The 21853-nt window shown below is 68.9% G+C and carries 17 protein-coding genes; 12 read left to right on the forward strand and 5 right to left on the reverse strand.

Features of this window, described 5'->3' with window-relative positions; translation table 11 throughout:
- Nucleotides 1–98: 98 nt before the first annotated feature.
- Nucleotides 99–1940: an asparagine synthase (glutamine-hydrolyzing) gene (gene asnB / locus ACZ63D_RS27850; RefSeq protein WP_465357303.1), complete on the reverse strand. Its 1842-nt coding sequence runs from the start codon at nucleotides 1938–1940 to the stop codon at nucleotides 99–101.
- Nucleotides 1941–2364: 424 nt separating this feature from the next.
- On the opposite strand from asnB, the gene kdpF reads away from it, so the two are divergent.
- From kdpF to ACZ63D_RS27880, 6 genes are read left to right on the forward strand one after another with little or no spacing between them, the layout of a single operon-like run.
- Nucleotides 2365–2466, forward strand: coding sequence for a K(+)-transporting ATPase subunit F (gene kdpF, locus ACZ63D_RS27855; protein WP_037358287.1), 102 nt, complete (start codon nucleotides 2365–2367; stop codon nucleotides 2464–2466).
- A gap of 1 nt (nucleotide 2467) precedes the next feature.
- Nucleotides 2468–4129, forward strand: coding sequence for a potassium-transporting ATPase subunit KdpA (gene kdpA / locus ACZ63D_RS27860; protein WP_465357304.1), 1662 nt, complete (start codon nucleotides 2468–2470; stop codon nucleotides 4127–4129).
- Entirely contained in the window at nucleotides 4126–6219 is a 2094-nt protein-coding gene (gene kdpB / locus ACZ63D_RS27865; RefSeq protein WP_465357305.1) for a potassium-transporting ATPase subunit KdpB, read from the forward strand. The genes kdpA and kdpB overlap by 4 nt, the downstream gene beginning before the upstream one ends.
- A 1-nt stretch (nucleotide 6220) precedes the next feature.
- Entirely contained in the window at nucleotides 6221–6832 is a 612-nt protein-coding gene (locus tag ACZ63D_RS27870; protein WP_465357306.1) for a potassium-transporting ATPase subunit C, read from the forward strand.
- Between the two features lie 4 nt (nucleotides 6833–6836).
- The gene (locus tag ACZ63D_RS27875) at nucleotides 6837–9395 is read left to right on the forward strand and encodes a DUF4118 domain-containing protein (RefSeq protein ID WP_465357307.1); all 2559 of its coding nucleotides are present in this window, start codon (nucleotides 6837–6839) and stop codon (nucleotides 9393–9395) included.
- Nucleotides 9392–10090, forward strand: coding sequence for a response regulator (locus ACZ63D_RS27880; RefSeq protein WP_465357308.1), 699 nt, complete (start codon nucleotides 9392–9394; stop codon nucleotides 10088–10090). Before ACZ63D_RS27875 ends, ACZ63D_RS27880 begins: the two co-directional genes overlap by 4 nt.
- Nucleotides 10091–10112: 22 nt before the next feature.
- On the opposite strand, the gene ACZ63D_RS27885 is transcribed toward ACZ63D_RS27880, so the two are convergent.
- Nucleotides 10113–11225: a helix-turn-helix domain-containing protein gene (locus tag ACZ63D_RS27885; protein WP_465357309.1), complete on the reverse strand. Its 1113-nt coding sequence runs from the start codon at nucleotides 11223–11225 to the stop codon at nucleotides 10113–10115.
- A 78-nt stretch (nucleotides 11226–11303) separates the two neighbouring features.
- Between ACZ63D_RS27885 and ACZ63D_RS27890 the strand changes: the two genes are divergently transcribed.
- Entirely contained in the window at nucleotides 11304–11795 is a 492-nt protein-coding gene (locus tag ACZ63D_RS27890) for a glycine-rich domain-containing protein (protein WP_465357310.1), read from the forward strand.
- Nucleotides 11792–12676: a phosphotransferase gene (locus ACZ63D_RS27895; RefSeq protein WP_465357311.1), complete on the forward strand. Its 885-nt coding sequence runs from the start codon at nucleotides 11792–11794 to the stop codon at nucleotides 12674–12676. Before ACZ63D_RS27890 ends, ACZ63D_RS27895 begins: the two co-directional genes overlap by 4 nt.
- A gap of 84 nt (nucleotides 12677–12760) precedes the next feature.
- Here the strand turns inward: ACZ63D_RS27895 and ACZ63D_RS27900 are convergent, their stop codons facing one another.
- Nucleotides 12761–13447, reverse strand: a complete 687-nt coding sequence (locus ACZ63D_RS27900; RefSeq protein ID WP_465357312.1) for a hypothetical protein — start codon at nucleotides 13445–13447, stop codon at nucleotides 12761–12763.
- Nucleotides 13448–13606: 159 nt separating this feature from the next.
- On the opposite strand from ACZ63D_RS27900, the gene ACZ63D_RS27905 reads away from it, so the two are divergent.
- The 4 genes from ACZ63D_RS27905 to ACZ63D_RS27920 all read left to right on the forward strand — a co-directional run bounded on the left by ACZ63D_RS27905 (nucleotide 13607) and on the right by ACZ63D_RS27920 (nucleotide 18876).
- Nucleotides 13607–13903 (forward strand): acylphosphatase, encoded by a 297-nt coding sequence (locus ACZ63D_RS27905; protein ID WP_465357313.1) that lies wholly within the window; start codon nucleotides 13607–13609, stop codon nucleotides 13901–13903.
- A 178-nt stretch (nucleotides 13904–14081) separates the two neighbouring features.
- Nucleotides 14082–17684 carry a chromosome segregation protein SMC gene (smc, locus tag ACZ63D_RS27910; protein WP_465357455.1) on the forward strand — a complete coding sequence of 1201 codons (3603 nt, stop codon included), beginning with the start codon at nucleotides 14082–14084 and terminating at the stop codon, nucleotides 17682–17684.
- Nucleotides 17685–17820: 136 nt separating this feature from the next.
- The gene (locus tag ACZ63D_RS27915; RefSeq protein ID WP_465357314.1) at nucleotides 17821–18363 is read left to right on the forward strand and encodes a hypothetical protein; all 543 of its coding nucleotides are present in this window, start codon (nucleotides 17821–17823) and stop codon (nucleotides 18361–18363) included.
- A 171-nt stretch (nucleotides 18364–18534) separates the two neighbouring features.
- Nucleotides 18535–18876: a beta/gamma crystallin domain-containing protein gene (locus ACZ63D_RS27920; protein WP_465357315.1), complete on the forward strand. Its 342-nt coding sequence runs from the start codon at nucleotides 18535–18537 to the stop codon at nucleotides 18874–18876.
- A gap of 61 nt (nucleotides 18877–18937) precedes the next feature.
- Here the strand turns inward: ACZ63D_RS27920 and ACZ63D_RS27925 are convergent, their stop codons facing one another.
- Entirely contained in the window at nucleotides 18938–20503 is a 1566-nt protein-coding gene (locus ACZ63D_RS27925) for a sodium:solute symporter (protein ID WP_465357316.1), read from the reverse strand.
- 9 nt (nucleotides 20504–20512) lie between these two features.
- Nucleotides 20513–21727 (reverse strand): anhydro-N-acetylmuramic acid kinase, encoded by a 1215-nt coding sequence (locus ACZ63D_RS27930; protein WP_465357317.1) that lies wholly within the window; start codon nucleotides 21725–21727, stop codon nucleotides 20513–20515.
- Nucleotides 21728–21853: the final 126 nt, after the last annotated feature.

Consider the following 21853-nt stretch of genomic DNA (forward strand, 5'->3'; position numbering starts at 1 on the left):
GGGAGAAGGGGAAGGGCAAAAAAAAAACCCCCCCCCCCCCCCGCCCCCTCCCCCCCCCCCCCCCCCCCCCCCCCCCCCCCCCCCCCCCGCGGCTGTGCTCAGTTGAGCTCCAGCTCCGGGGAATACATGTCGAACCAGTGGTGCAGGTCCAGCGCCCGGTCCATGCCGACCCGCTGCGCCTGGCTGATCGCCGCCGGATCCGTCTCCGCCGACTCCCGCAGCCAGTCCCGGCCGACCAGCTGCAGCACCGGATTGTCCTTCTGCGCCAGTACTTCCTTGATCTGCTCCTGCAGCGCGATCGCGTACCCCGGGTCCTGAGTGGACGGATATGGGCTTTTCACCCGGTCCCGCACCGACGCGGGCAGCACGTGCTTCGTCGCGTGCCGCAAGAGGCTCTTTTCCCGGTCGTCAAAGGTTTTCAGCGACCACGGCGTGTTGTAGACGTACTCCACGAGCCGGTGGTCGCAGAACGGCACGCGCACCTCGAGGCCCACCGCCATCGACATCCGGTCCTTGCGGTCGAGCAGCTGCCGCACGAAGCGGGTCAGGTGCAGGTTGCAGATGACCCGCATCCGCGACTCCCGCTCGGATTCGCCGTCCAGCAGGTCCACTTGCGACACCGCGGTCCGGTACTGGTCGGCGATGTAGGAATCCAGGTCGAGCTTCGCGGCCACGCCCGGTTCGAGCAGCGAACCGCGGTTCTCCATCAGGCTGTTGCGGAACGCCAGCCACGGGAAGGTGTCCGCCTTCACCGCCGTCTCGTCGTGGAACCAGCGGTACCCGCCGAACACCTCGTCGGCCGATTCGCCGGACAGCGCGACCGTCGATTCCCCGCGGATCGCCTTGAACAGCAAGTACAGCGACGTGTCCATGTCGCCGAGCCCGGACGGGATGTCGCGGGCGCGCACCACCGCGCGGCGTACCTCGGGGTCGCTCAGGTCCGCCGGGTTCAGCATCACGTCCTGGTGCGCGGAGCCGACGAGCTTGGCGACGTCGCGGATGTAGGGCGAGTCGGGGGTGTCGCGCATTTCGTCGGGCTGGAAGTTCTCCTCCTGCCCGAAAAAGTCGACCGAGAAGGTGCGCAGCTGCTCGCCTTCCTCGGACAGCCGGGCGGCGGCGAGGCCGGTGACGGCGCTCGAGTCGAGGCCGCCGGAAAGCAGCACGCAGCGCGGCACGTCGGCGATCAGCTGCCGGTGGACGATGTCGGTCATCAGCTCGCGCACGCGCGCGACCGTCGTTTCCTGGTCGTCGGTGTGCTGTTTCGCGTCGAGCTTCCAGTACGTGCGCGTGTTGATGCCCTCGCGGGTCACGGTCACGACGGTGGCCGGGTCGACCTCGTACATGCCCTTCCACAGCGACCAGCCCGGGCGCTTCGTGAAGCCCATCAGCTCGCGCAGACCGTCGCTGTCGACCACCTTGCGCGCCAACGGGTTCGCCAGGATCGCCTTCGGCTCGGAACCGAACAGGACGCCGTCGCGGGTGGGGTAGTAGTAGAACGGCTTGATGCCCATCCGGTCGCGGATCATCACGAGCTTCTGGTCGCGCTCGTCCCAGATCGCGAACGCGTACATGCCGTTGAGGTGGTCCACGACCTCGGTGCCCCACTGCAGGTAGCCGTGCAGCACCACCTCGGTGTCGCTGTCGGTCTCCCAGCGGTGGCCGAGTTTGGTGAGTTCTTCACGGAGTTCGGAGAAGTTGTACGCCTCGCCGCTGTAGACCATCGCGACTTCGCCGTTCGGGGTCTTGACGCTCATCGGCTGGCGGCCGCCCGGCAGGTCGATGATGGCGAGCCGGCGGTGGCCGAGAGCGACTGAACGACGGACCCAGGTTCCGCGGTCGTCGGGTCCTCGGCAGGCCATGGTCTCGGTCATCGCGTCCGCGATCTCCTGCTGCTGCGTGAGATCGGTGTCGTAGGAAACCCAGCCCGCGATTCCGCACATACGAGCCCTCCCTGAACCTAGTTAGTTAGTTGATACAACTATCGGTTACACAGGTGTAACACGGACCCCGGCGCTTGTCTGCCCGAATTGCACTCTCTGTCCTTGATCCGCTACCAGCTGTGCCGCAAGTCACCCACCAACTACGGACCGTCACCCGCCCTCGGTCGCCCAGATGGCGCTTGACGTAGTGGCCCGGGTCACCGGCCGTCAAGATCGCGTAAACGCCCCCAGGTCGCGGCGTCAAGGAGGCGTCAGACGCGGGTGCTCACGCTCCGCGACGGCCGCACAGTGGCACTCGACCGACGGTCACCCCGTGCCGGGTGACCCTTCCTGAGAGGTGCCTCGTGGCGGATTTGCTGTACGCCCTATTGCTCATCGGCGTTTTCGTGGTGCTCGCCGGTGTCCTGCGCGGGCTGGAGAAGCTGTGAGCGGCGCGGGCACCGTGGCCAACATCGTCGGCGGGCTGCTGGCGCTTGGCCTCCTCGGCTACCTGTTCGTCGCCCTCGTGAGGCCGGAGAAATTCTGAGATGAGTGACGTCGCGGCCGGCTTCCTGCAAGCCGGCGTGCTCCTGGTCGCCCTCGCGGTGGTCTACAAACCCCTCGGCGACTACCTCGCCCGCGTCTTCTCCACCGAGAAGCACCTGCGGGTCGAGAAGGCCCTGTACAAGGTCGTCCGGGTCGACCCGGACACCGAACAGCACTGGAAGACCTACGCCTCCGGCGTGCTCGGCTTCTCGTTCGTTTCGGTGATCCTGTTGTATCTGCTGCAGCGCCTGCAGTCGATCCTGCCGTGGAACTTCGGCCGCGGGCCGGTGTCGCCCGCCGTCGCGTTCAACACCGCGGTCTCCTTCGTGACCAACACGAACTGGCAGTCCTACACGCCCGAGTCGACCATGGGCCACTTCGTCCAGATGGCCGGGCTCACCGTGCAGAACTTCCTGTCCGCGGGCGTCGGGCTCGCCGTGGCCATCGCGGTCACGCGCGGGTTCATCCGCTCGCGCACCGACCGGCTCGGCAACTTCTGGGTCGACCTGACCCGCGGCACGATCCGCGTGCTGCTGCCGATGGCGTTCCTCTTCGCGCTCGTCCTCGTGGCGCTCGGCGTGGTGCAGAGCCTCCGTTCCGGCGTCGCGGTGACGAACCCGGACGGCAGCACCAGCACTATCGCGCTGGCCCCGGCGGCGAGCCAGGAAGCGATCAAGGAACTCGGCACGAACGGCGGCGGCATCTTCAACGCCAACTCCGCGCACCCGTTCGAGAACCCGAACGTCTGGACCAACGTCATCGAGATGTTCCTGATCCTCGTGATCCCGGTCAGCCTGACCCGCGCCTTCGGGCAGCTGGTCGGCAACCGCAAGCAGGGCTACGTCCTGCTGTCGGTGATGGCCGGTCTGTGGGCGGCGATGCTCGCGGTGATCTGGACGTCCGAGGCGCGCACGAACAGCCCGTCGGCACTGGCCGCGGGGGCGAATCTCGAAGGCAAGGAACAGCGGTTCGGAATCGGCGGCACCTCGCTGTTCGCGGACACCACCACCGGCACCTCGACCGGCGCGGTCAACGGCGCGCACGACAGCCTGTCCGGGCTCGGCGGCGGGGGCACGATGCTGAACATGCTCTTCGGCGAGATTTCGCCGGGCGGCGTCGGCACCGGGATGTACGGCATTCTCGTGATGGCCGTGATCGCGATGTTCCTGGCGGGCCTGATGGTCGGCCGCACGCCGGAGTACCTGGGCAAGAAGCTCGGCAAGCGCGAGGTGACCTGCGCGGCGATCGCGATGCTCGCGATGCCCACCGTCGTCCTGCTCGGCTCCGGCATCGCACTGATGATCCCGGCCACGCGGGACGCGCTCGGCAACTCGGGGCCGCACGGGCTGTCGGAAGTCCTTTACGGCTACGCGTCCGCGGGCAACAACAACGGCAGTGCGTTCGGCGGTCTCACCGCGACCAGCGACTGGTTCCAGGCGTCGCTTTCGGTGGCCATGCTGATCGGCCGGTTCGTGCCCATCGTCGCGGTGCTCTGCCTGGCGGGTTCCCTCGCCGCGCAGAAGAAAGTCCCCGAAACCTCGGGCACGCTGCCCACCACCGGGCCGCTGTTCGGGACGTTGCTGACCGGCACCGTCGTCCTCGTCGCGGCCCTCACGTTCATCCCGGCGCTCGCGCTGGGGCCGATTGCAGAGGCATTGGCATGACCATCACCCAAGAGCGGACTCCGGAAGAGGAGACGCAGCACCACGTCGAGAACGCCGGACGCGTCGGAGCGGGGGTCTTCAACCCGAAGCAGCTGTGGGCGTCCATGCCGGACGCGCTGCGCAAGCTGAACCCGCGCCACCAGCTCAAAAACCCGGTGATGTTCGTGGTGTGGGCCGGTTCGGTCCTGACCACCGTCTTCGCCATCACCGACCCGAGCGTGTTCTCCATCCTCATCGCGGTGTGGCTGTGGTTCACCGTCGTGTTCGCGAACCTGGCCGAGGCCGTCGCCGAGGGGCGCGGCAAGGCGCAGGCGGAAACGTTGCGGCGGACCAAAAAAGAGACCGTCGCGCGGCGGCTCACCGAGGACGGTTCCGAAGAGCAGGTGCCTGGGGTGGACCTGCGCGTCGGCGACCGTGTGGTGGTCGAGGCCGGCGAGGTGATCCCCGGTGACGGCGACGTCGTCGAAGGCATTGCCACGGTCGACGAATCGGCCATCACCGGCGAGTCGGCTCCGGTGATCCGTGAGTCCGGCGGCGACCGCAGTGCGGTCACTGGCGGCACGACGGTGCTGAGCGACCGGATCGTCGTGCGGATCAGCACGAAGCCCGGCGAGTCCTTTGTGGATCGGATGATCGCGTTGGTGGAAGGCGCTTCCCGGCAGAAGACGCCGAACGAGATCGCGCTGACCATCCTGCTGTCGACGCTGACCATCATCTTCCTGCTCGCCGTCGTGGCGCTGCAGCCGATGGCGGCCTACTCCGGCAGCGAGCAGTCGGTGATCGTGCTGACCGCGCTGCTGGTGTGCCTGATCCCGACGACGATCGGCGCGCTGCTGAGCGCGATCGGCATCGCCGGGATGGACCGGCTGGTGCAGCGCAACGTCCTCGCCACGTCCGGCCGGGCGGTCGAAGCCGCCGGAGACGTGTCGACGCTGCTGCTGGACAAGACCGGCACGATCACCTTCGGCAACCGGCGCGCGACCGAGCTGATCCCGGTCGGCAAGTCCACTGTGGACGACCTGGCCCGCGCGGCCCGGCTGTCCAGCCTCGCCGACGGCACGCCGGAAGGCCGCAGCATCGTCGAGCTGGTCGCCGAGCAGCACGGGCTGCCCGGCGCGGCGGACGAGAGCGAGAAGCTCGCCGAGTTCGTTCCGTTCACCGCGCAGACGCGGATGAGCGGTGTCGACCTCGACGGTCGCGAGGTCCGCAAGGGCGCGACTTCGGCGGTGCGGCAATGGGTCCGCGACCGCGGCGGGGACGTGCCGGACGAGACCGAACGCGTCGTGGACGAGATCAGCCAGCAGGGCGGGACCCCGCTGGTGGTCGCGGAAGCGGCAGGCGGCACGGCTTTCGTGCGCGGCGTGATCCGGCTGTCGGACGTGGTGAAGCCGGGCATGAAGGAGCGCTTCGAGGAACTGCGCTCGATGGGCATCAAGACGGTGATGATCACCGGGGACAACCCGCTCACCGCGAAGGCCATCGCCGAGGACGCGGGCGTCGACGACTATCTCGCCGAGGCCAAGCCCGAGGACAAGATGGCGCTCATCAAGAAGGAGCAGGAGGGCGGCCGGCTCGTCGCGATGACCGGCGACGGCACGAACGACGCGCCCGCGCTCGCGCAGTCCGACGTCGGCGTGGCGATGAACACCGGGACCATGGCGGCCAAGGAAGCCGGGAACATGGTCGACCTCGACTCGAACCCGACGAAGCTGATCGAGATCGTCGGCATCGGCAAGCAGCTGCTGATCACCCGCGGCGCGCTCACCACGTTCAGCGTGGCGAACGACCTGGCGAAGTACTTCGCCATCCTGCCGGCGATGTTCACCAGCATCTTCGCCCAGCTCGGCGCGCTCAACATCATGCACCTGGCGACGCCGAAGTCGGCGATCCTCTCCGCGGTGATCTTCAACGCGCTGATCATCGTCGCGCTGATCCCGCTCGCCCTGCGCGGTGTGCGGTACCGGCCGTCGTCGGCGTCCGCGCTGCTGCGCCGCAACCTGCTCGTCTACGGCCTCGGCGGGATCGTCAGCCCGTTCCTCGGGATCTGGGTGATCGACCTGATCGTGCGCCACATTCCAGGGATTGGCTGACATGAACGTCTTGCTCAAGCAGACCTGGGCGGGCCTGCGCCTGCTCATCGCGATGACCGTGCTGCTCGGCGTCGTCTACCCGCTGGGCGTGTGGGCGGTGTCCCGCATCCCCGGCCTCCAGGGGCACGCCGAAGGCTCGGTGGTGACGCAGAACGGCCAGGCCGCCGGCTCGTCGCTGATCGGCATCGACCCGGCGCCCGCCGATCCGGCGCACGACCCGTGGTTCCACAACCGGCCCTCCGCCAGCTCGAAGGACGTGCTCGGGCCGGGCGACCCGTCGACGTCGGGTCCGTCCAACAAGGGGCCGTACAACGAGGATCTGACGAAGGCCGTCGCGCAGCGGCGGAGCATGATCGCCCAGCGCGAGGGCGTCACCCCGGCGGAGGTGCCCGCGGACGCGGTGACCGCCTCGGGCTCGGGCCTCGACCCGGCGATCAGCGTCGCCTACGCCGATCTGCAGGTGCTTCGCGTGGCCCGCAACACCGGGCTGAGCGAGGAGAAGGTGCGGCAGCTGGTCGCGGACAACACCACCGGCAACGGGATCGGCGTGCCGGGCGTGAATGTGCTCCGGCTCAACCTTGCGGTGCGTTCGGCCGCTCCTGGCGCACACTGACACAGTGAGCACACCTGACACACCCCCGAAGCCGCGCCGAGGCGAACTGCGGATCTACCTCGGCGCGGCTCCGGGCGTCGGCAAGACCTTCGCGATGCTCGGCGAAGCGCGCCGCCGCCTCGACCGCGGCACCGACGTGGTCGTCGGCCTGGTCGAAACGCACGGCCGCAAGAAGACCGCCGACCTGCTCGACGGGCTGGAGGTCGTGCCGCGGCGCACGGTCCGCCACCGCGGGCACGAGTTCGCCGAAATGGATCTCGACGCGGTGCTCGCCCGCGCGCCCGAGGTCGTCGTCGTGGACGAGCTGGCGCACACGAACGTGCCCGGCGGGCGGCACGAGAAACGCTGGCAGGACATCGACGAGCTGCTCGAAGCGGGCATCGACGTGCTGTCCACGGTCAACGTGCAGCATTTGCAGAGCCTCAACGACGTCGTGGAGCGGATCACCGGCGTCACCCAGCAGGAAACCGTGCCGGACGAGGTCGTGCGGCGCGCGGAGCAGTTGGAGCTGGTGGACATCACCCCGGAGGCGCTGCGGCGGCGGCTCGCGCACGGCAACGTCTACCCGGCCGAACGCATCGACGCCGCGCTGGGCAACTACTTCCGGCCCGGCAACCTCACCGCGCTGCGCGAGCTGGCGCTGTTGTGGGTGGCCGACCAGGTCGACGTCGCGCTGCAGCGGTACCGCGCCGAACAGAAGATCACCGATACGTGGGAAACCCGCGAACGAGTGGTCGTGTCGATCACCGGCGGACCGGAAAGCGAGACGCTGATCCGGCGGGCCAGCCGGATCGCCAACCGGGCGGGCGCGGAACTGCAGGTCGTGCACATCCTGCGCGGCGACGGTCTCGCCGGGCTCGGGCCGACCGCGATGGCCCGCTGCCGCACGCTGGCCGAGGAGGTCGGCGCGACCTTCCACGCCGTGGTGGGCGACGACGTGCCGACGGCGCTGCTCGATTTCGCGCGCGGGGTCAACGCGACTCAGCTGGTGATCGGGACCTCGCGGCGGTCCCGGGTCGCCCGGCTCTTCGACGAGGGCATCGGAGCGACGGTGATCCAGCAGTCCGGGCCGATCGACGTGCACATGGTCACGCACTCCTACGCTGGCGGACGGCTGCGGGCGCGGCTGGGCGCGAGCCCGCTGGCGCCGTCGAGGCTCGTGATGGGCTGGGTGCTGAGCATTCTGCTGCCGGTCGCCGCGACTGGTCTCGGCGTGCTGCTGCGCGACGCGGTCGAGTTCTCCACTGACGTGATCCTCTACGTGCTGGCCACCGTCATCGTCGCGTTGGTGGGCGGACTCGGCCCGGCTTTGGTGGCTGCGATCTTCGGCGCGGGGCTGTTGAACTTCTTCTTCACGCCGCCGCTGTACACGCTGAATGTGCACAGTCCGCAGAACGTCGTGACGCTGATCGCGATGATCGTGGTGGCGGTGATGGTGGCGCTGGTCGTTGCCTCCGCTGCCCGGCGGGGCGTGGCGGCGGCGCGAGCGCGGACGGAGGCGTCGTTGCTGGCGTCGTACGCGCGGACCGTGCTGACCAACCCGAATCCGATCGAGCGGTTGCTGGAGAAGGTGCGGGAGAACTTCGGCCTCACTTCCGTGACGCTGCTGGAAAAGCGCAACGGCAAGTGGGACAAAGTCGCTCTTTCGGGCGGCGAACCGTGTGCTGATCCGGACGAGGCCGATGTGGACATCGCGGTGACCGCCGACGTGCACCTGACGCTGCGCGGTCGCACATTGCCCGCAGCGGATCGCCGAGTGCTCGAAGCCGTTGCGGGACAAGCGTTGCTCGCCTTGCGGCAACAGCGGATGGCGGCGGCTGCGGCGGCCGCGGAGCGGAAGGCCGAGGCGACTGAGCTGCGCACGACGCTGCTGTCCGCGGTCGGCCACGACCTGCGGACGCCGCTGACGTCCATCAAAGCGGCGATCGGGAGCCTTCGTGCTCCGGATCTTTCTCTGTCCGATGAGGACACTGAGGAACTGATGGAAGCCGTGGAGCTTTCGGCGGACCGGCTCGCCGGGCTGATCGACAACCTGCTCGACTCCTCGCGTCTGGCGACCGGGGCGGTCACCCCGCATCTGCGGCCGGTCGGCTACGACGAGGTGGTCGCGCACGCTCTGTCCAATGTAGACAATACGCAGAACGTGCGCGTGTCGGTGGACGCGCGGCTGCCTTCGGTGCAAGCGGATCCCGGCCTGCTGGAACGGGTGATCGCGAACGTGCTGGACAACGCTATCCGGCACGGCGGCGGCGACGTCTCGGCCCGGGCGAGCGCGCACGGGGAGTTCGTGGAACTGCGGATCGTCGACCACGGCAAGGGCTTGCGGAAGGGTGCGGCGGAGTCCGCCTTCGCGCCGTTCCAGCGATTGGGCGGAGACCGGGACTCGACGCCGGGCGTCGGGCTCGGCTTGTCGGTCGCGAAGGGGTTCACCGAGGCGATGGGCGGTACCGTTCGCGCCGAGGACACTCCTGGCGGAGGATTGACGGTGGTGATCTCGCTGCCGGCCTGTACCGGACGGGAACTCGTGGAAGCCGAATCGGCGGAGGAGGGCGCGGCGCGATGACTGCCGACCAAACGGCGACGGTGCTGGTCGTCGACGATGAACCGCAGATCGTGCGGGCGCTGCGGATCAACCTCAACGCACGCGGGTACAAGGTGATCACCGCACACGACGGCACCGCCGCGCTGAAAGCGGTCGCCGAGACGAAACCCGACGTGGTGGTCCTCGACCTCGGCCTGCCCGACCTCGACGGCACCGAGGTGATCGCGGGCCTGCGCGGCTGGACGACGGTGCCGATCATCGTGCTCTCCGCGCGCGGCGATTCGGCGGACAAGGTCCAGGCCCTCGACGCGGGCGCGGACGATTACGTCACCAAACCGTTCGGAATGGACGAACTGCTGGCCCGGCTGCGGGCCGCGGTGCGCCGGTCGTCGGTAGCGGGCGCGGACGGCGCGGAAGCCGTGGTGGACACCGGATCGTTCACGATCGACCTGGCGGCGAAGAAGGTGCTGCGCGAGGGCCGCGAGGTGCACCTGACGAAAACCGAATGGGGCGTGCTGGAACTGCTGGTGCGCAACCGCGGGAGGCTGGTGGCGCAGAAACAGCTTTTGCACGAGGTGTGGGGGCCGTCGTATGAGACGGAATCCCATTACCTGCGCGTGTATCTGGCCCAGTTGCGGCGGAAGCTGGAGCCGGAGCCTTCCCGGCCGCGGCATCTGCTCACTGAACCCGGGATGGGATACCGGTTCGAGATCTGACCTCTGGCCGGAAAGCCGTTCCTTAACGGATGAGCTGCTCGATCTCTTCGACGCGTCGGGTGAGCCGGAGGGAGTTTATTCCGGCCGAAGAGACTCGGGCTTCCTCGATGACGGCCCGTGCGGCGTCTAGCTCGCCCGCACGGGCGAAGGACTCGGCCAGCCAGGTTTGATACAGGGCGATTTCACGCGCGTGACTGGTTTCGTATCTGTCGATAGCCCGGGTGAGCAACGGCGCGGCTGCCGCGGGCTGTCCGATTTCGATGAAGCAGCGACCGGCCATGACGTCGATCTCGTCACGGTTGAGCCAGTACACCCATTCCGGCTCCTTGATTCCGGAAGACCGCGCTTCATAGGCGTCGTCCACGGCAGCCAAGGCTCTCCGCGCAGCTCCGGAGTCGCGAGACCTGGCGTACGCCCAGGCCACGCGTTCTAGCAGCAATGCCCGGGCAACGGGCGTCGCGTGCTCTGCACCCTTGACGGCAGTCTTCGCGAGCAGGGCCGCATCGACCGGATTGCCCACGTTTGTCATCTGATACGCGAGCGAGGAAAGCAACTGGCCAGCAAGCGCCTGGTCATGTGCGTCTCGCGCGGCCGAGACACCGCTGAGGTACACCCGCTGCGCTTCTTGGCAGTGTCCTGCGTCGCTGGCGACCCAGCCGACAAGCTGAGAGAGTTCGGCAACCGCGGTCAGGAGCCTTGTGCCGATGTCCTCGGAATAGCTCCCGGATCTCACGATCTCCGTTGTGTCCGCTAATTCCCGGTGCACGATCGGCAGGAGATCCCCTCCTCCGACGGTGTCGTCCAGGGACCGGAGGTCGATCACCCGTCGCTCGATCTCGGAGGTCAGGCTTTCGCCGACCCGTCGCCCGGACGCCCGGTGGACAGCCGCCGGGGTGTCCGTCACCAGCCATTCGTGTGCCACCCGAAGGGGGTCTTGCGGCGGGCCGTAGAGCGCGTCCGCTGAAACGTTGAGCGCGCGCGAGTACGCCGTCACGTGTTCTGGCCGCACGGTCCGCTTGCCGTTCTCCAGAAGGCTCAAGTACGGCTTGGTGTAGTGGGTTTTGACGGCCATCGCGGCCAGGCTGAGATCGGCGGCTTCACGTGCCGCCCGCAACCGCTGCCCCAGCTCGACCATGACCGCCCGCCACGTTTGCAAACCCTGGTAAACCGCAGCTCTGTTCCCATCACGGCGTGTGACGCCCAGGCTACCTGAATGACTATCGCCGTTGAAGAACTCACCGGGCAGGGCTTGGTCGCTGAGGAACTGTTCAATCGCCTCGTGGACCGGATCTGCAAGGAACACTCCATGCGGCGCGAGTACGCCGCGCGGATCATGGACCAGGCGCTCGCCTATCTCGGGGCTTGTTCGGGAGCATCTGAGCCGCTGTCGCCGAGCGAGGCCGTCGACATCGGGTGGCACACGTTCATCCTCTACACGCGTGAGTACTCCGCGTTCTGCGAGCGGATAGCGGGCCGGTTCATCCACCACGAGCCCGCCGACACCGGAGCCATCCCGATCACGCGGGCTCCCGAGGCTTCGATGAACGTAACCGTGAAAGCCTTGCGCAAAGCCGGGTACGCCGTTGATCTCGCGCTGTGGATCGCGTCGGCGAAGTGCAACCAGTGCAGGGAAGGATGTACGCATTCAGGTGGTGACACTGGATGCCACCACTACCAAGCACGCGCTGGTACGGTCCCCGCGTGAGGGAGCGATTCGCCTGGAGCGACCTGCCGGACACGGTCCGGACCGCGATCCAGTCACACCTTGGCCCGGTCACCGTCGTCCGAGAGATCGAACACGGGCAGAACTGCAACGTCGCTCTTGTACTGCGCGGTGAGCAGGGGGATGTCTTTTTGAAAGGCGTTCGCGGAATCAGCCCGCGGATGCGCTGGCTCCGAAACGAGTCCGAGGCTTGGAATCTCGCTCCTGGCTTAGCCCCGGAAACCCGATTCAGCGAAGACATCGACGCGGACGCGCCCTGGTTCGTCGTCGGGTTTGAGCACGTCAACGGTCGTCCGGCCGACCTGTCGCCGGGCGCTGCGGACTTGGCGACCGTCGCCAAGGCAGTCGCCAGGATCAACGGGCTTCCCGGTGGCACAGCACAGCCACTCAGCAAGCGCTGGGCACCGACCGACTGGTGGGCCAAACTCTCGGCCGAGGCCCCTGACACGGTCGCGGATTTCGACATCGACGAGTTGACCGGCTGGTGCCGCGAAACCCCCAGCCTGGTCGAAGGGACTGCGCTGCTCCACACCGATCTCCACGAGCATCAGTTCATGATCGATGACGACTCGTCGTCGGTGCGCGTGATCGATTGGGGCAGGCCTGCTTCGGGCGCGGCGTGGGTCGATGCGGCCTTCTTGGTCGTACGGCTCATCGCGGCGGGCCACGAGCCCGGCCAAGCCGAAGAGTGGGCCGCGAAGATGCCGTCGTGGTCCGCTCGAACGGACAAGGCGGTCACTGCGTTTGCTTGCTATGTAGCGGGATTGTGGGGATATCGGGCCGTGACAGGGCCGTTCCCCGGCGCTACCAGGCTCGCTACCGCTGCACAGCAGTATGCCCGGCACCGCCTGACTATGTCTTAATCGGACAGACAAGGCGCAAGGCCCTCATCTGCGAGAGATAAGGGCCTTGCGGCGTAGAAAGAAACGGGTTCCCCTCACGGACATTCAGCGGCTGGTGGAACTCGTCGGGTTGGTGTCCGAAGTGGACTGGCTCGGCGTGGACGACGGCTGGCCGCCGGTGGAGCTGCTGCCCGGGGGTTTCGGCGTCGAGCTGTCGGACGGCGGGGTGCTCACCGGGTCGGACGTGGTCGACGTCGGCGGGTTCACCGTGTGCGACGAAGGCGGGGTCGTGGTTCCGCCGCCGGGTTTGGTGGGCGGCGGGTCGCTGCGTTCCGACGTGGTTCCGCCCGGCACCGGCTGCCCGCCGCCTGGCTGGCCGCCGGGCTGGCCCGCGTTCGGCGGGGGCGTGATGACGCTCGTCGTCGGCTTTCCGTCCGGGCCGACGGCGACCACCGTGGTCGGGGTCGGCGGGGCGGTCTGGCCGGGGGTCGGCGAGCCGGGGACGGTCATCGGGGCGCCGGGGACGGCGTTGCCCGGCACGACGACCTGCGAGCTGTCCTGCAGGCCGCCCTGGCCGCCGCCGGTGGTGTGCGTCGCGGTGTCGGTGACCGAGCCGGGGCCGGCCAGTTCGGCGACCGCGGCGAAAGCGGTGGCGACCACGAGGCCGCTGACGCCCAGGATCGCGTAGCCGGAACGGCTGAGCTTCGCGCTCTTCGGCGGAGCGGTCGGGGCAGCGCTCACCGCGATCTCGGGCGACGCTGAGCTTGGTTCAGGCCCGTCGGGACGGGACATGCAGGCTCCTTAGAAGGGTCAACGCTCAAGTCGAGGGGCGGCACGGGGGAGCGGGGCTCCGGCCCCGGATGCCAGCCGGGAGATTATCACTGCTCAGGACCCGTTCGCGCGGCCGAGGGACAGGGCCGTCACCGTCCGCAGCCGGGGGTGTGCGGCAGGATGGGGCCGGTGAACGAGCAGGAATCGCCCGTCCGGCTGGCCGCCTGGGTGCACGGGCAGGTGCAGGGAGTCGGTTTTCGCTGGTGGACCCGGAGCCGGGCGCTGGAACTCGGGTTGACCGGATTCGCCCGGAACCTCCCGGACGGCCGTGTTGAGGTCGTCGCGGAGGGTAGCCGGGACCACTGTGCGCAGTTGCTGGCCGCGCTGCGCTCGGGAACCTCACCCGGACGAGTGGATCAGGTAGTTGAACGCTGGACCGCCGCCAAGGGCGGGTTCGACGGTTTCGCCGAACGCTGAGGCCGGTGGTGCGGCTGCGGCTGTTGGGGTGCTTGGGGTTGCCGGGGCTGCCGATCCTGTGCTAGGCGCGCCGGGGCGGCCCGGCCTCCCACGGCGCTGGAGAACCCCGGGTAGCCTGTCCCGAACCGGGGGAACCGGTAGCCATCCAGTACCCGTGGCCAAGAGGGGTCGGCAGCACGTGCACCTGAAAAGCCTGACGCTCAAGGGCTTCAAGTCCTTCGCCTCGGCGACCACGCTGCGCTTCGAACCCGGCATCACCTGCGTGGTCGGCCCGAACGGCTCCGGAAAGTCGAACGTCCTCGACGCGCTGCGCTGGGTGATGGGCACCCAGGGCGCGAAGGACCTGCGCGGCGGCAAGATGGAAGACGTCATCTTCGCCGGCACCGCGGGCCGCGCGCCGCTCGGCCGCGCCGAGGTCACGCTCACCATCGACAACGCCGACGGCGCGCTGCCGATCGAGTACGCCGAGGTCTCCATCACCCGCCGGATGTTCCGCGACGGCGCGAGCGAGTACGAGATCAACGGCGACCGCTGCCGGCTGATGGACGTCCAAGAGCTGCTGTCGGACTCCGGCATCGGCCGCGAGATGCACGTCATCGTCGGGCAGGGGCAGCTTTCGGCGATCCTGGAATCCAAGCCCGAGGAGCGGCGCGCGTTCATCGAGGAGGCCGCGGGCGTCCTCAAGCACCGCAAGCGCAAAGAGCAAACCCTGCGCAAGCTCAACAACATGCAGGGCAACCTCGACCGGCTCACCGACCTCACCACCGAGCTGCGCCGCCAGCTCAAACCGCTGGGCAAACAGGCCGAGATCGCCCGCAAGGCCCAGTCGGTGCAGTCCGACCTGCGCGACGCCCGGCTCCGGCTGCTCGCCGACGACCTGGTCACTCAGCGCGAGTCCATCGCCCGCGACGAGGCCGACGAGCGCACCGCCCGCCAGCGCCGAGCCGAAGTCGAGCAGGCGTTGGAAATCGTGTCCGCCGAAGAGGCCGAGCTGGAGGCTTCGCTCGCCGAGGACGCGCCGCGGCTGCAGATCGCGCAGGAGACTTGGTACAAGCTGTCCGCGCTCACCGAACGGCTGCGCGGCACCGTGCGGCTGGCCGTCGAACGGCAGCGGCACCTTTCTTCCGACGTCTCCGCGCCGACCGGCGGCCGTGATCCGGAGGAACTGCTCGCGGAAGCCGAACAGGCCGCCGAGCGCGAACAAGAGCTGACCGAGGCGGTCATGGAGGCCCGCGAACTTCTCGCGGAAACCGTGCTGCGCCGGGAAGATCTCGAACAGCGGGTGCAGGCCGCGGAACGCGCGCACTGGGCCGCGGTGCGGGCGATCGCCGACCGCCGCGAGGGCATGGCGAAGCTGACCGGTCAGGTCGAAGCGTTGCGCAGCAAGAACGGTGCGACCGCGGAAGAGGTCGACCGGTTGACGGTCGGCCTGCAGGAAGCCGCGGAGCGCGCCGAGATCGCGGTCGAGGAGCTGGAAGAAGCGAAAGCCGCCGGCGGCACGGAGGAATCCGACGACGCCGAGCTGCAGCAGCGCCACGACCGCGCGGTGGAGGCGAACAACGCCGCCAAGGCGCGGGTCGAAGAGCTGGTGAAGGCCGAGCGCGGAGCCGAGCGCGAGATCGCGTCGGAGAAGGCCCGCGTCGAGGCGTTGTCGATGGGGCTCAAGCGCAAGGACGGCGCGGGCGCGCTGCTCGGCGCGTCCGCGGAATTGCCGGGCTTGCTCGGTACGGTCGCCGCGTTGCTCACCGTGCAGCCGGGCCACGAGGTCGCGCTGGCCGCCGCGCTCGGACCGGTGGCCGACGCGGTCGCGGTGTCCGGCGGCGAAAACGCGCTGTCCGCGCTGAAATACTTGAAGGACACCGATTCCGGCCGCGCCGGGATCGTGCCGGTCGGCGCTGGGTCCACTGTGGACACCAGCTCGTGGCCGATGCTGCCCGAGGGCGCGCGCTGGGCTCGCGAGGTCGTCAGCGCGCCGGAGCAGCTGCGTCCGGCGGTCGAGAAAGCGCTGGACAGGCTCGCGCTGGTGCCGGATCTGGACGCCGCGCGTCAGCTCGTGGCCCAGCATCCGGAGGTGCGTGCGGTCACCGCCGAGGGCGATGTCTTCGGAGCCACCTGGATCGCCGGTGGTTCAGCTGCCCGCGAAAGCGTGATCGAGGTCCAGGCCGCGGTCGACGAGGCGCAGGAACGCTTGCGCACGGCTGAACGCGCGCTGGAGCAGTACTCCGCCGAGCTGGAAGGCGCGCGTGCCGAGCAGCAGGCCCGGCGCGAAGAGGTCGGGCAGGCGAAGGACGCGCTCGGCGAAGCCAAGGTGCGCAAGGCGCGTTCGTCCGAGCGGCTCAACCGGTTGCAGCAGGCGGCCCGGTCCGCGCAGGCCGAGGTCGAACGGCTGACCCAGCAGCGCGCGAAGGTCGAGCAGAGCCGCGAGCAGGCGCTGGAACAGTTGGCGGAGCTGGAAGAACGGCTCGCCGCGGTCGCCGAGCAGCCGGTGGAAGACGACCCGGACACCGCCGAGCGCGACGAGGCCGCCGAGCAGCTTGCCGTGGTGCGGCAGGAAGAAGTCGAAGCCCGCCTCGCGCAGCGCACCGCCGAGGAACGCGCGCGCAGCATCGCCGGGCGAGCGGAATCGTTGCGCCGCGCGGCCTATGCCGAGCAGCAGGCGCGCGAGCGCGCGGCCAAGGCCCGGGAAGCGCGCGAGCGCGGCGCGGAAATCGCGAACGCGGTCGTCAACGCCGGCGAGTTCGCGCTGGAGCGGATCGAGCTGTCGGTGCAGCGCGCGGCCGCCGAGCGCGACGAAGCCCAGGCGCAGCGCCAATCCCGCGAAACCGCGCTCACCGCGGTGCGCGCGAAGGTGCGCGAGCTGTCCGGCGAACTGGAGAAGCTGACCGACGCCGTGCACCGCGACGAGGTGCTGCGCGCCGAGCAGAAGCTCCGGCTGGAGACGCTGGAAGCCAAGATCGCCGAGGACTTCGGCATCGGCCTGGCGGACCTGGTCGAGGAATACGGCCCGAACGTGCCGGTGCCGCCGAGTGCGGGCGAGATGGCCGAGTACGAGGCGGCCAAGGAACGCGGCGAGGACGTCACCCCGCCGCCGCCGATGCCTTACGACCGCGACACCCAGGCCCGCCGCGCCAAGCGCGCGGAGAAGGACCTGGCCCTGCTGGGCAAGGTGAACCCGCTGGCGCTGGAGGAATTCGCGGCGCTGGAGGAACGCTACAAGTTCCTCTCCACCCAGCTGGAAGACCTCAAGGACACCCGCAAGGACCTCGAAGCGGTCATCAAGCAGGTCGACGAGAAGATCCTGGAGGTCTTCGCCTCGGCCTACGCCGACGTGGCGCGCGAGTTCGAAACCGTCTTCGGCGTGCTGTTCCCCGGCGGCGAGGGCCGGATGGTGCTCACCGAGCCGAACGACCTGCTCGCCACCGGCGTGGACGTCGAGGCGCGCCCGCCGGGCAAGAAGGTCAAGCGGCTGTCGCTGCTGTCCGGCGGCGAGAAATCGCTGGTGGCGGTCGGCATGCTGGTGGCGATCTTCCGTGCCCGCCCTTCGCCGTTCTACGTGATGGACGAGGTCGAGGCGGCGCTGGACGACACCAACATGCGCCGGCTGATCGGCCTGCTGGAGCAGCTGCGCGATTCGTCGCAGCTGATCATCATCACGCACCAGAAGCCGACGATGGAAATCGCCGACGCGCTGTACGGCGTGAGCATGCAGGGCGACGGCATCACCAAGGTGATCTCGCAGCGGCTGCGCACCGCGGCGGAGGAACCGGTCCCGGCGTCCTGAGCGGGTTGCGCCCGTTCCGGCGACCTTGCCCGAACGGGCAGGGCTGCCCGGACTGCCGTCCGATCGGCCAACGGCCGCGGAGCCCGGGCGTCTTCAGGGGTGTTCAAAGGAAACACATCCTGGAGGGGATTCGACAATGCGCACCATGGTGGCCCGCACCCTGATTTCCGGTTCGTTGCTCGGTGCCGCGCTGGCGGTCGCCGCGTGCGGCGGCGGCTCGCAGACCGGCCAGGCCGCGTCGGTGCAAAGCGCGCTCTCGGCCGCGCCGACTGCTTCGTCGGTGGTCGCGCCGAGTACTTCCGCGACGCCCGTGCCGTCCACCGGGACACCGACGCACGCCAGCAAACCGAAGCCGCATTCGACGCCCGCCAAACAGCAGCCCAGCGACCGCCTGCCAGGCAAGGGCGAACTCGGCGACGGAGCCGACTGCGGCCCGATCGACGGCCCCGGCGGGAAGGTCGACGTGGTGACCGAGGCGATGCCCGCCGGAACCGTCGGCTGCACCGAGGCGATCACCGTGATGTCCGACTATCTGACCCAGGCTCCGACCAAAGCCGAGGGCAGCGGCCGTTTCCTCGACGTCGACGGTTGGAACTGCGGATACGACGGCGGAAACGGCGGCAGCAAGCAGATTTTCTGCGGCAGCAAGGGGCTTTCGTTCCACGGCAAGGCTGTCTGAGCGCGGCCTTTTTCTCTCGCGCCCCGGGTACGAAAGGGTAGAAGCGGACGCCACGGCTGTCCGCTCACTGCCTCGGACTGGCACGGTCGATCCCGTACCGGGAGCGCGGTTTTCGCCGCGGCGACCGGATCACCTTCAAGGCAGCACTGGGAGAAAGGTTCCACAGCGATCATGCCTTCACTCGTCAAGAGACTCGCGCTCGGCGGTGCCGCGGCGCTCGCGCTGGCCGTCACCGTTCCGGCCGGTCAGGCGTTCGCCATCGACCGAGTCGCCTGCAACGGCCGCACCGACTTCGTCCAGTTGCGCCTCGCGGGCGGAAGCCCGTGGGACGGCAGCGATGTCGCCTGCTTCGCCAACGGCGGTGCGACGTACGTGGACCTGGGCGGCGTCACCCGCGTCGACTCCGGCAACAACTCGGTCACCCTGTACTGGGACGGCGGCCAGGCCAGTCTCGGCCACTGGCAGGGCGCTGACCTGAACTTCGTGCACGTACGGCAGGTCTGGATCCACTAAGCGGGCACGGACGCGGCCCGGTCTCCTCGGCTTCGAAGGGACCGGGCCGCGTTTCTCCTTGCTAGGCAGGGGTTTCCACCGGTTCCTCGACCTTCTCGACATTCGGGTCCACGCCGCGTCGCCGCAGCGACAGCAGCCCGCCCACGATCAGCGTGATCAGCACCCCGGCGAAGGTGTACCAGTACGTCGCCAGCGGCACGAGCGTCTTCGTCGCCGCGCCGAACTGGATGTGCACCTCGGTGGTCGCCTTGTCGAATTTCACGAACAGGATCAGGAACGCCATCCCGATCACCGAGCAGGCGAACGCGATCACCGCGTCGGACTGGCGGGCCTTGCGCACCAGCAGGCCGAGGAAGAACGAGCCGAGCAGCGCGCCGTAGGTGTAGCCGACGATCCCGAGGCCCTGCTGGATGACCGGGTCCTTCGAGTTGGTGAACATCGAGGCGAACACCGCGAACACCGCCGCCCAGATGAGTGTCCACATGCGACCGTGCCGGAGCAGTTTGGCGTCCTCGATCGATTTGTGCGTGAACCGCTGGTAGAGGTCGGCGATGGTGGAGGTGGACAGCGCGTTGAGCGCGGACGCGAGCGCGCCCATGGTGGACGCCAGGATGCCCGCGATCAGCAGCCCGGCCAGTCCGACGGGGAGGTCGTTGACGATGAAGTTGGAGAACACGTCGTCGCCGGACATCTTCCCGGCCGCGACCGCGGTGGCCGTCGCGCCGGTCTTGCCGCCGGTGTAGACCCACAGCATCGCGCCCACGAGCAGGAACAGCGCGAACTGGATGAACACCACGAAGGCCGAGCCGATCAGCGCGCGCTGGCCGTCCCGCAGGTTCCGGCACGAAAGCAGGCGGCCGACGATCAGCTGGTCCGCGCCGTGCGAAGCCATCGACAGGAACGCGCCGCCGACCACCGCGCAGAGGAACGCGTACGGGTTGGTGAGCAGGTTCGACGTGAAGTCGGTGAGCTGGAACCGGCCCTGGCTCGAAGCGATCTGCGTCCAGCCGGACGGCAGCTTCGTGGACAGGAAGATCACCGCGCCGATCGCGCCGAGGATGTAGAGCGACCACTGGATGACGTCCACCCAGATCACCGACTTGATGCCGCCGACGAACGCGTAGACCACGGTGAGCGCGGTCAGCAGCACCACGATGTGCCAGTACTCGGTGTGGATGCCGTAGTGGCCGAGGATCGCCTTGATCGGGATCGCCCCGGCGAACAGCCGCAGCCCTTCGGCGAGCAGCCGCGTCACCACGAAGGTGACCGACGCGGTGCCCTGCAGCCCGCGGCCGAAACGGCGGCCGAGGAATTCGTACGCGCTCACGTAATTGCCGCGGAAATAGCGCGGCAGCAACACGAACGCGGCGATCACGCGGCCGATGATGTAGCCGAAAGCGACTTCCAGGAACAGGAACGCGTTGCCGAACACGAGCCCGGGCGTCGAGATCACGGTGAGCGTGGACGTCTCGGTGGCCACCACCGAGAGCGTGACCGCCCACCACGGCATGCTGCGCTCGCCGACGAAATAGTCGTTCGCGGACTTCTGTCTGCGTCCGACCAGCACGCCGATGACCGGCATCGCCGCGAGGTACACGATGACGATCACCAGATCGACTGGATTCATGGGGTTCTCCTACCGTGATTGCCCGGATTCCGCGACCCGGAGCCGGGTCGCGGCGCCCCCCAGCGGGGCGGGGAGATTCAGGGGCGCCGCACCCGGCGTCAGCGCGCCGAGCAGGCGGGGGCCGCTCGCTCCGGTGGCTGACGGCAGCGTCGCCGGGACACCGCACCAGCTCAGCCAGCCGAGCAGCGCGGTCAGATAAGCCTCTTTGCCGGAACCGGGGAGGCCGAGGTCGTCGCTGGTGCGGAGCGCGCCCTCGGGAAGCTGCCGCGCCAGCGCGGCCATCGCGGCCGGGTTCGCGACGCCACCGCCGGACGCGACCACGGTCGTCACGCCGTGCCGTCGGCATTCGGCGGCGACCGTCGCGGCGGTCAGTTCGGTGAGCGTGGCCAGCAGATCCTCCGGGGACAACGGTGGCAGTCCGGACAGGGCTGCGTCCAGGTATCCGCCGTGGAAGTGCTCTTTGCCAGTGGATTTCGGGGGAGCAGCGGAGAAATAGGGGTCGGCCAGCAGCCGGTCGAGCAGGTCTTGCCGGACCGAACCGGCGAGCGCGAGCCGTCCGTCGACATCGGCCGACAGCTTGCCTTCGCTGACGCGGGCGGCGGCTAGATCGAGCAACGCGTTCGCTGGGCCAGTGTCGTAGGCGAGCACCTTGCCGGACTGCGTGACCACGGTGATGTTCGCGATGCCGCCGAGGTTGAGCGCGGCCACCGGACGCCCGGTCTCCTCGGCGAGGCCACGCAGCCACATCGCGTCGAGCGTGCTCGCCAGCGGCGCGCCCTGGCCGCCCGCGGTGATGTCGCGGATGCGGAGGTCGGCGATCACCGGCACTCCGGTGCGCTCGGCGATCCACGCCGGCTGGCCCAGCTGGAGCGTGCCGAGCGCGACGCCGTTCTCGACCCAGTGGTAGACGGTCTGGCCAAGAGAGGCGATCACGTCCACCGGCCCGTACGCGGCGATCCCGCGCGCGGCCGCGTCCGCGAACGCCTGGCCGACCCGGGTGTCGAGGACGGTCAGCTGCCGCGCGCTGCTCGGCCGCGGCGGGAGGGCGTCGAGGAGATTCGCGCGGAGATCGGCGGGATAGGGCACGTCGAGTTCGCCGAGCGGGGTGAGGACGACTGTCCCGTCGTCGTCACGGATTTCGGCGACCGCTACGTCGATCCCGTCCACGGAGGTGCCCGACAGCAGACCGAGGACGCGGAAACGGTGGCCGGCGGGGGTGGTCATCCGATGTGGTCTAGTCAACGCGGAAGGGGTGGCGCAAGACGCCTCGTGGAGTCTTGGCCGAATCGGAACCGTTCGCGTTACTCGTTGGCCTCGCGGTGGGGTGTCCGGTGGCTTGTGCACGCGGAT

It is taken from the genome of Amycolatopsis sp. NPDC104775 (assembly GCF_055583325.1).

Coding starts and splice junctions, on each gene's coding strand:
- asnB (WP_465357303.1), bottom strand. CDS start 1,940: ATGTGCGGAATCGCGGGCTGGGTTTCCTACGACACCGATCTCACGCAG.
- kdpA (WP_465357304.1), top strand. CDS start 2,468: ATGAGTGACGTCGCGGCCGGCTTCCTGCAAGCCGGCGTGCTCCTGGTC.
- kdpB (WP_465357305.1), top strand. CDS start 4,126: ATGACCATCACCCAAGAGCGGACTCCGGAAGAGGAGACGCAGCACCAC.
- ACZ63D_RS27870 (WP_465357306.1), top strand. CDS start 6,221: ATGAACGTCTTGCTCAAGCAGACCTGGGCGGGCCTGCGCCTGCTCATC.
- ACZ63D_RS27880 (WP_465357308.1), top strand. CDS start 9,392: ATGACTGCCGACCAAACGGCGACGGTGCTGGTCGTCGACGATGAACCG.
- ACZ63D_RS27885 (WP_465357309.1), bottom strand. CDS start 11,225: ATGGTCGAGCTGGGGCAGCGGTTGCGGGCGGCACGTGAAGCCGCCGAT.
- ACZ63D_RS27890 (WP_465357310.1), top strand. CDS start 11,304: ATGACTATCGCCGTTGAAGAACTCACCGGGCAGGGCTTGGTCGCTGAG.
- ACZ63D_RS27900 (WP_465357312.1), bottom strand. CDS start 13,447: ATGTCCCGTCCCGACGGGCCTGAACCAAGCTCAGCGTCGCCCGAGATC.
- ACZ63D_RS27905 (WP_465357313.1), top strand. CDS start 13,607: ATGGGGCCGGTGAACGAGCAGGAATCGCCCGTCCGGCTGGCCGCCTGG.
- ACZ63D_RS27915 (WP_465357314.1), top strand. CDS start 17,821: ATGCGCACCATGGTGGCCCGCACCCTGATTTCCGGTTCGTTGCTCGGT.
- ACZ63D_RS27920 (WP_465357315.1), top strand. CDS start 18,535: ATGCCTTCACTCGTCAAGAGACTCGCGCTCGGCGGTGCCGCGGCGCTC.
- ACZ63D_RS27925 (WP_465357316.1), bottom strand. CDS start 20,503: ATGAATCCAGTCGATCTGGTGATCGTCATCGTGTACCTCGCGGCGATG.
- ACZ63D_RS27930 (WP_465357317.1), bottom strand. CDS start 21,727: ATGACCACCCCCGCCGGCCACCGTTTCCGCGTCCTCGGTCTGCTGTCG.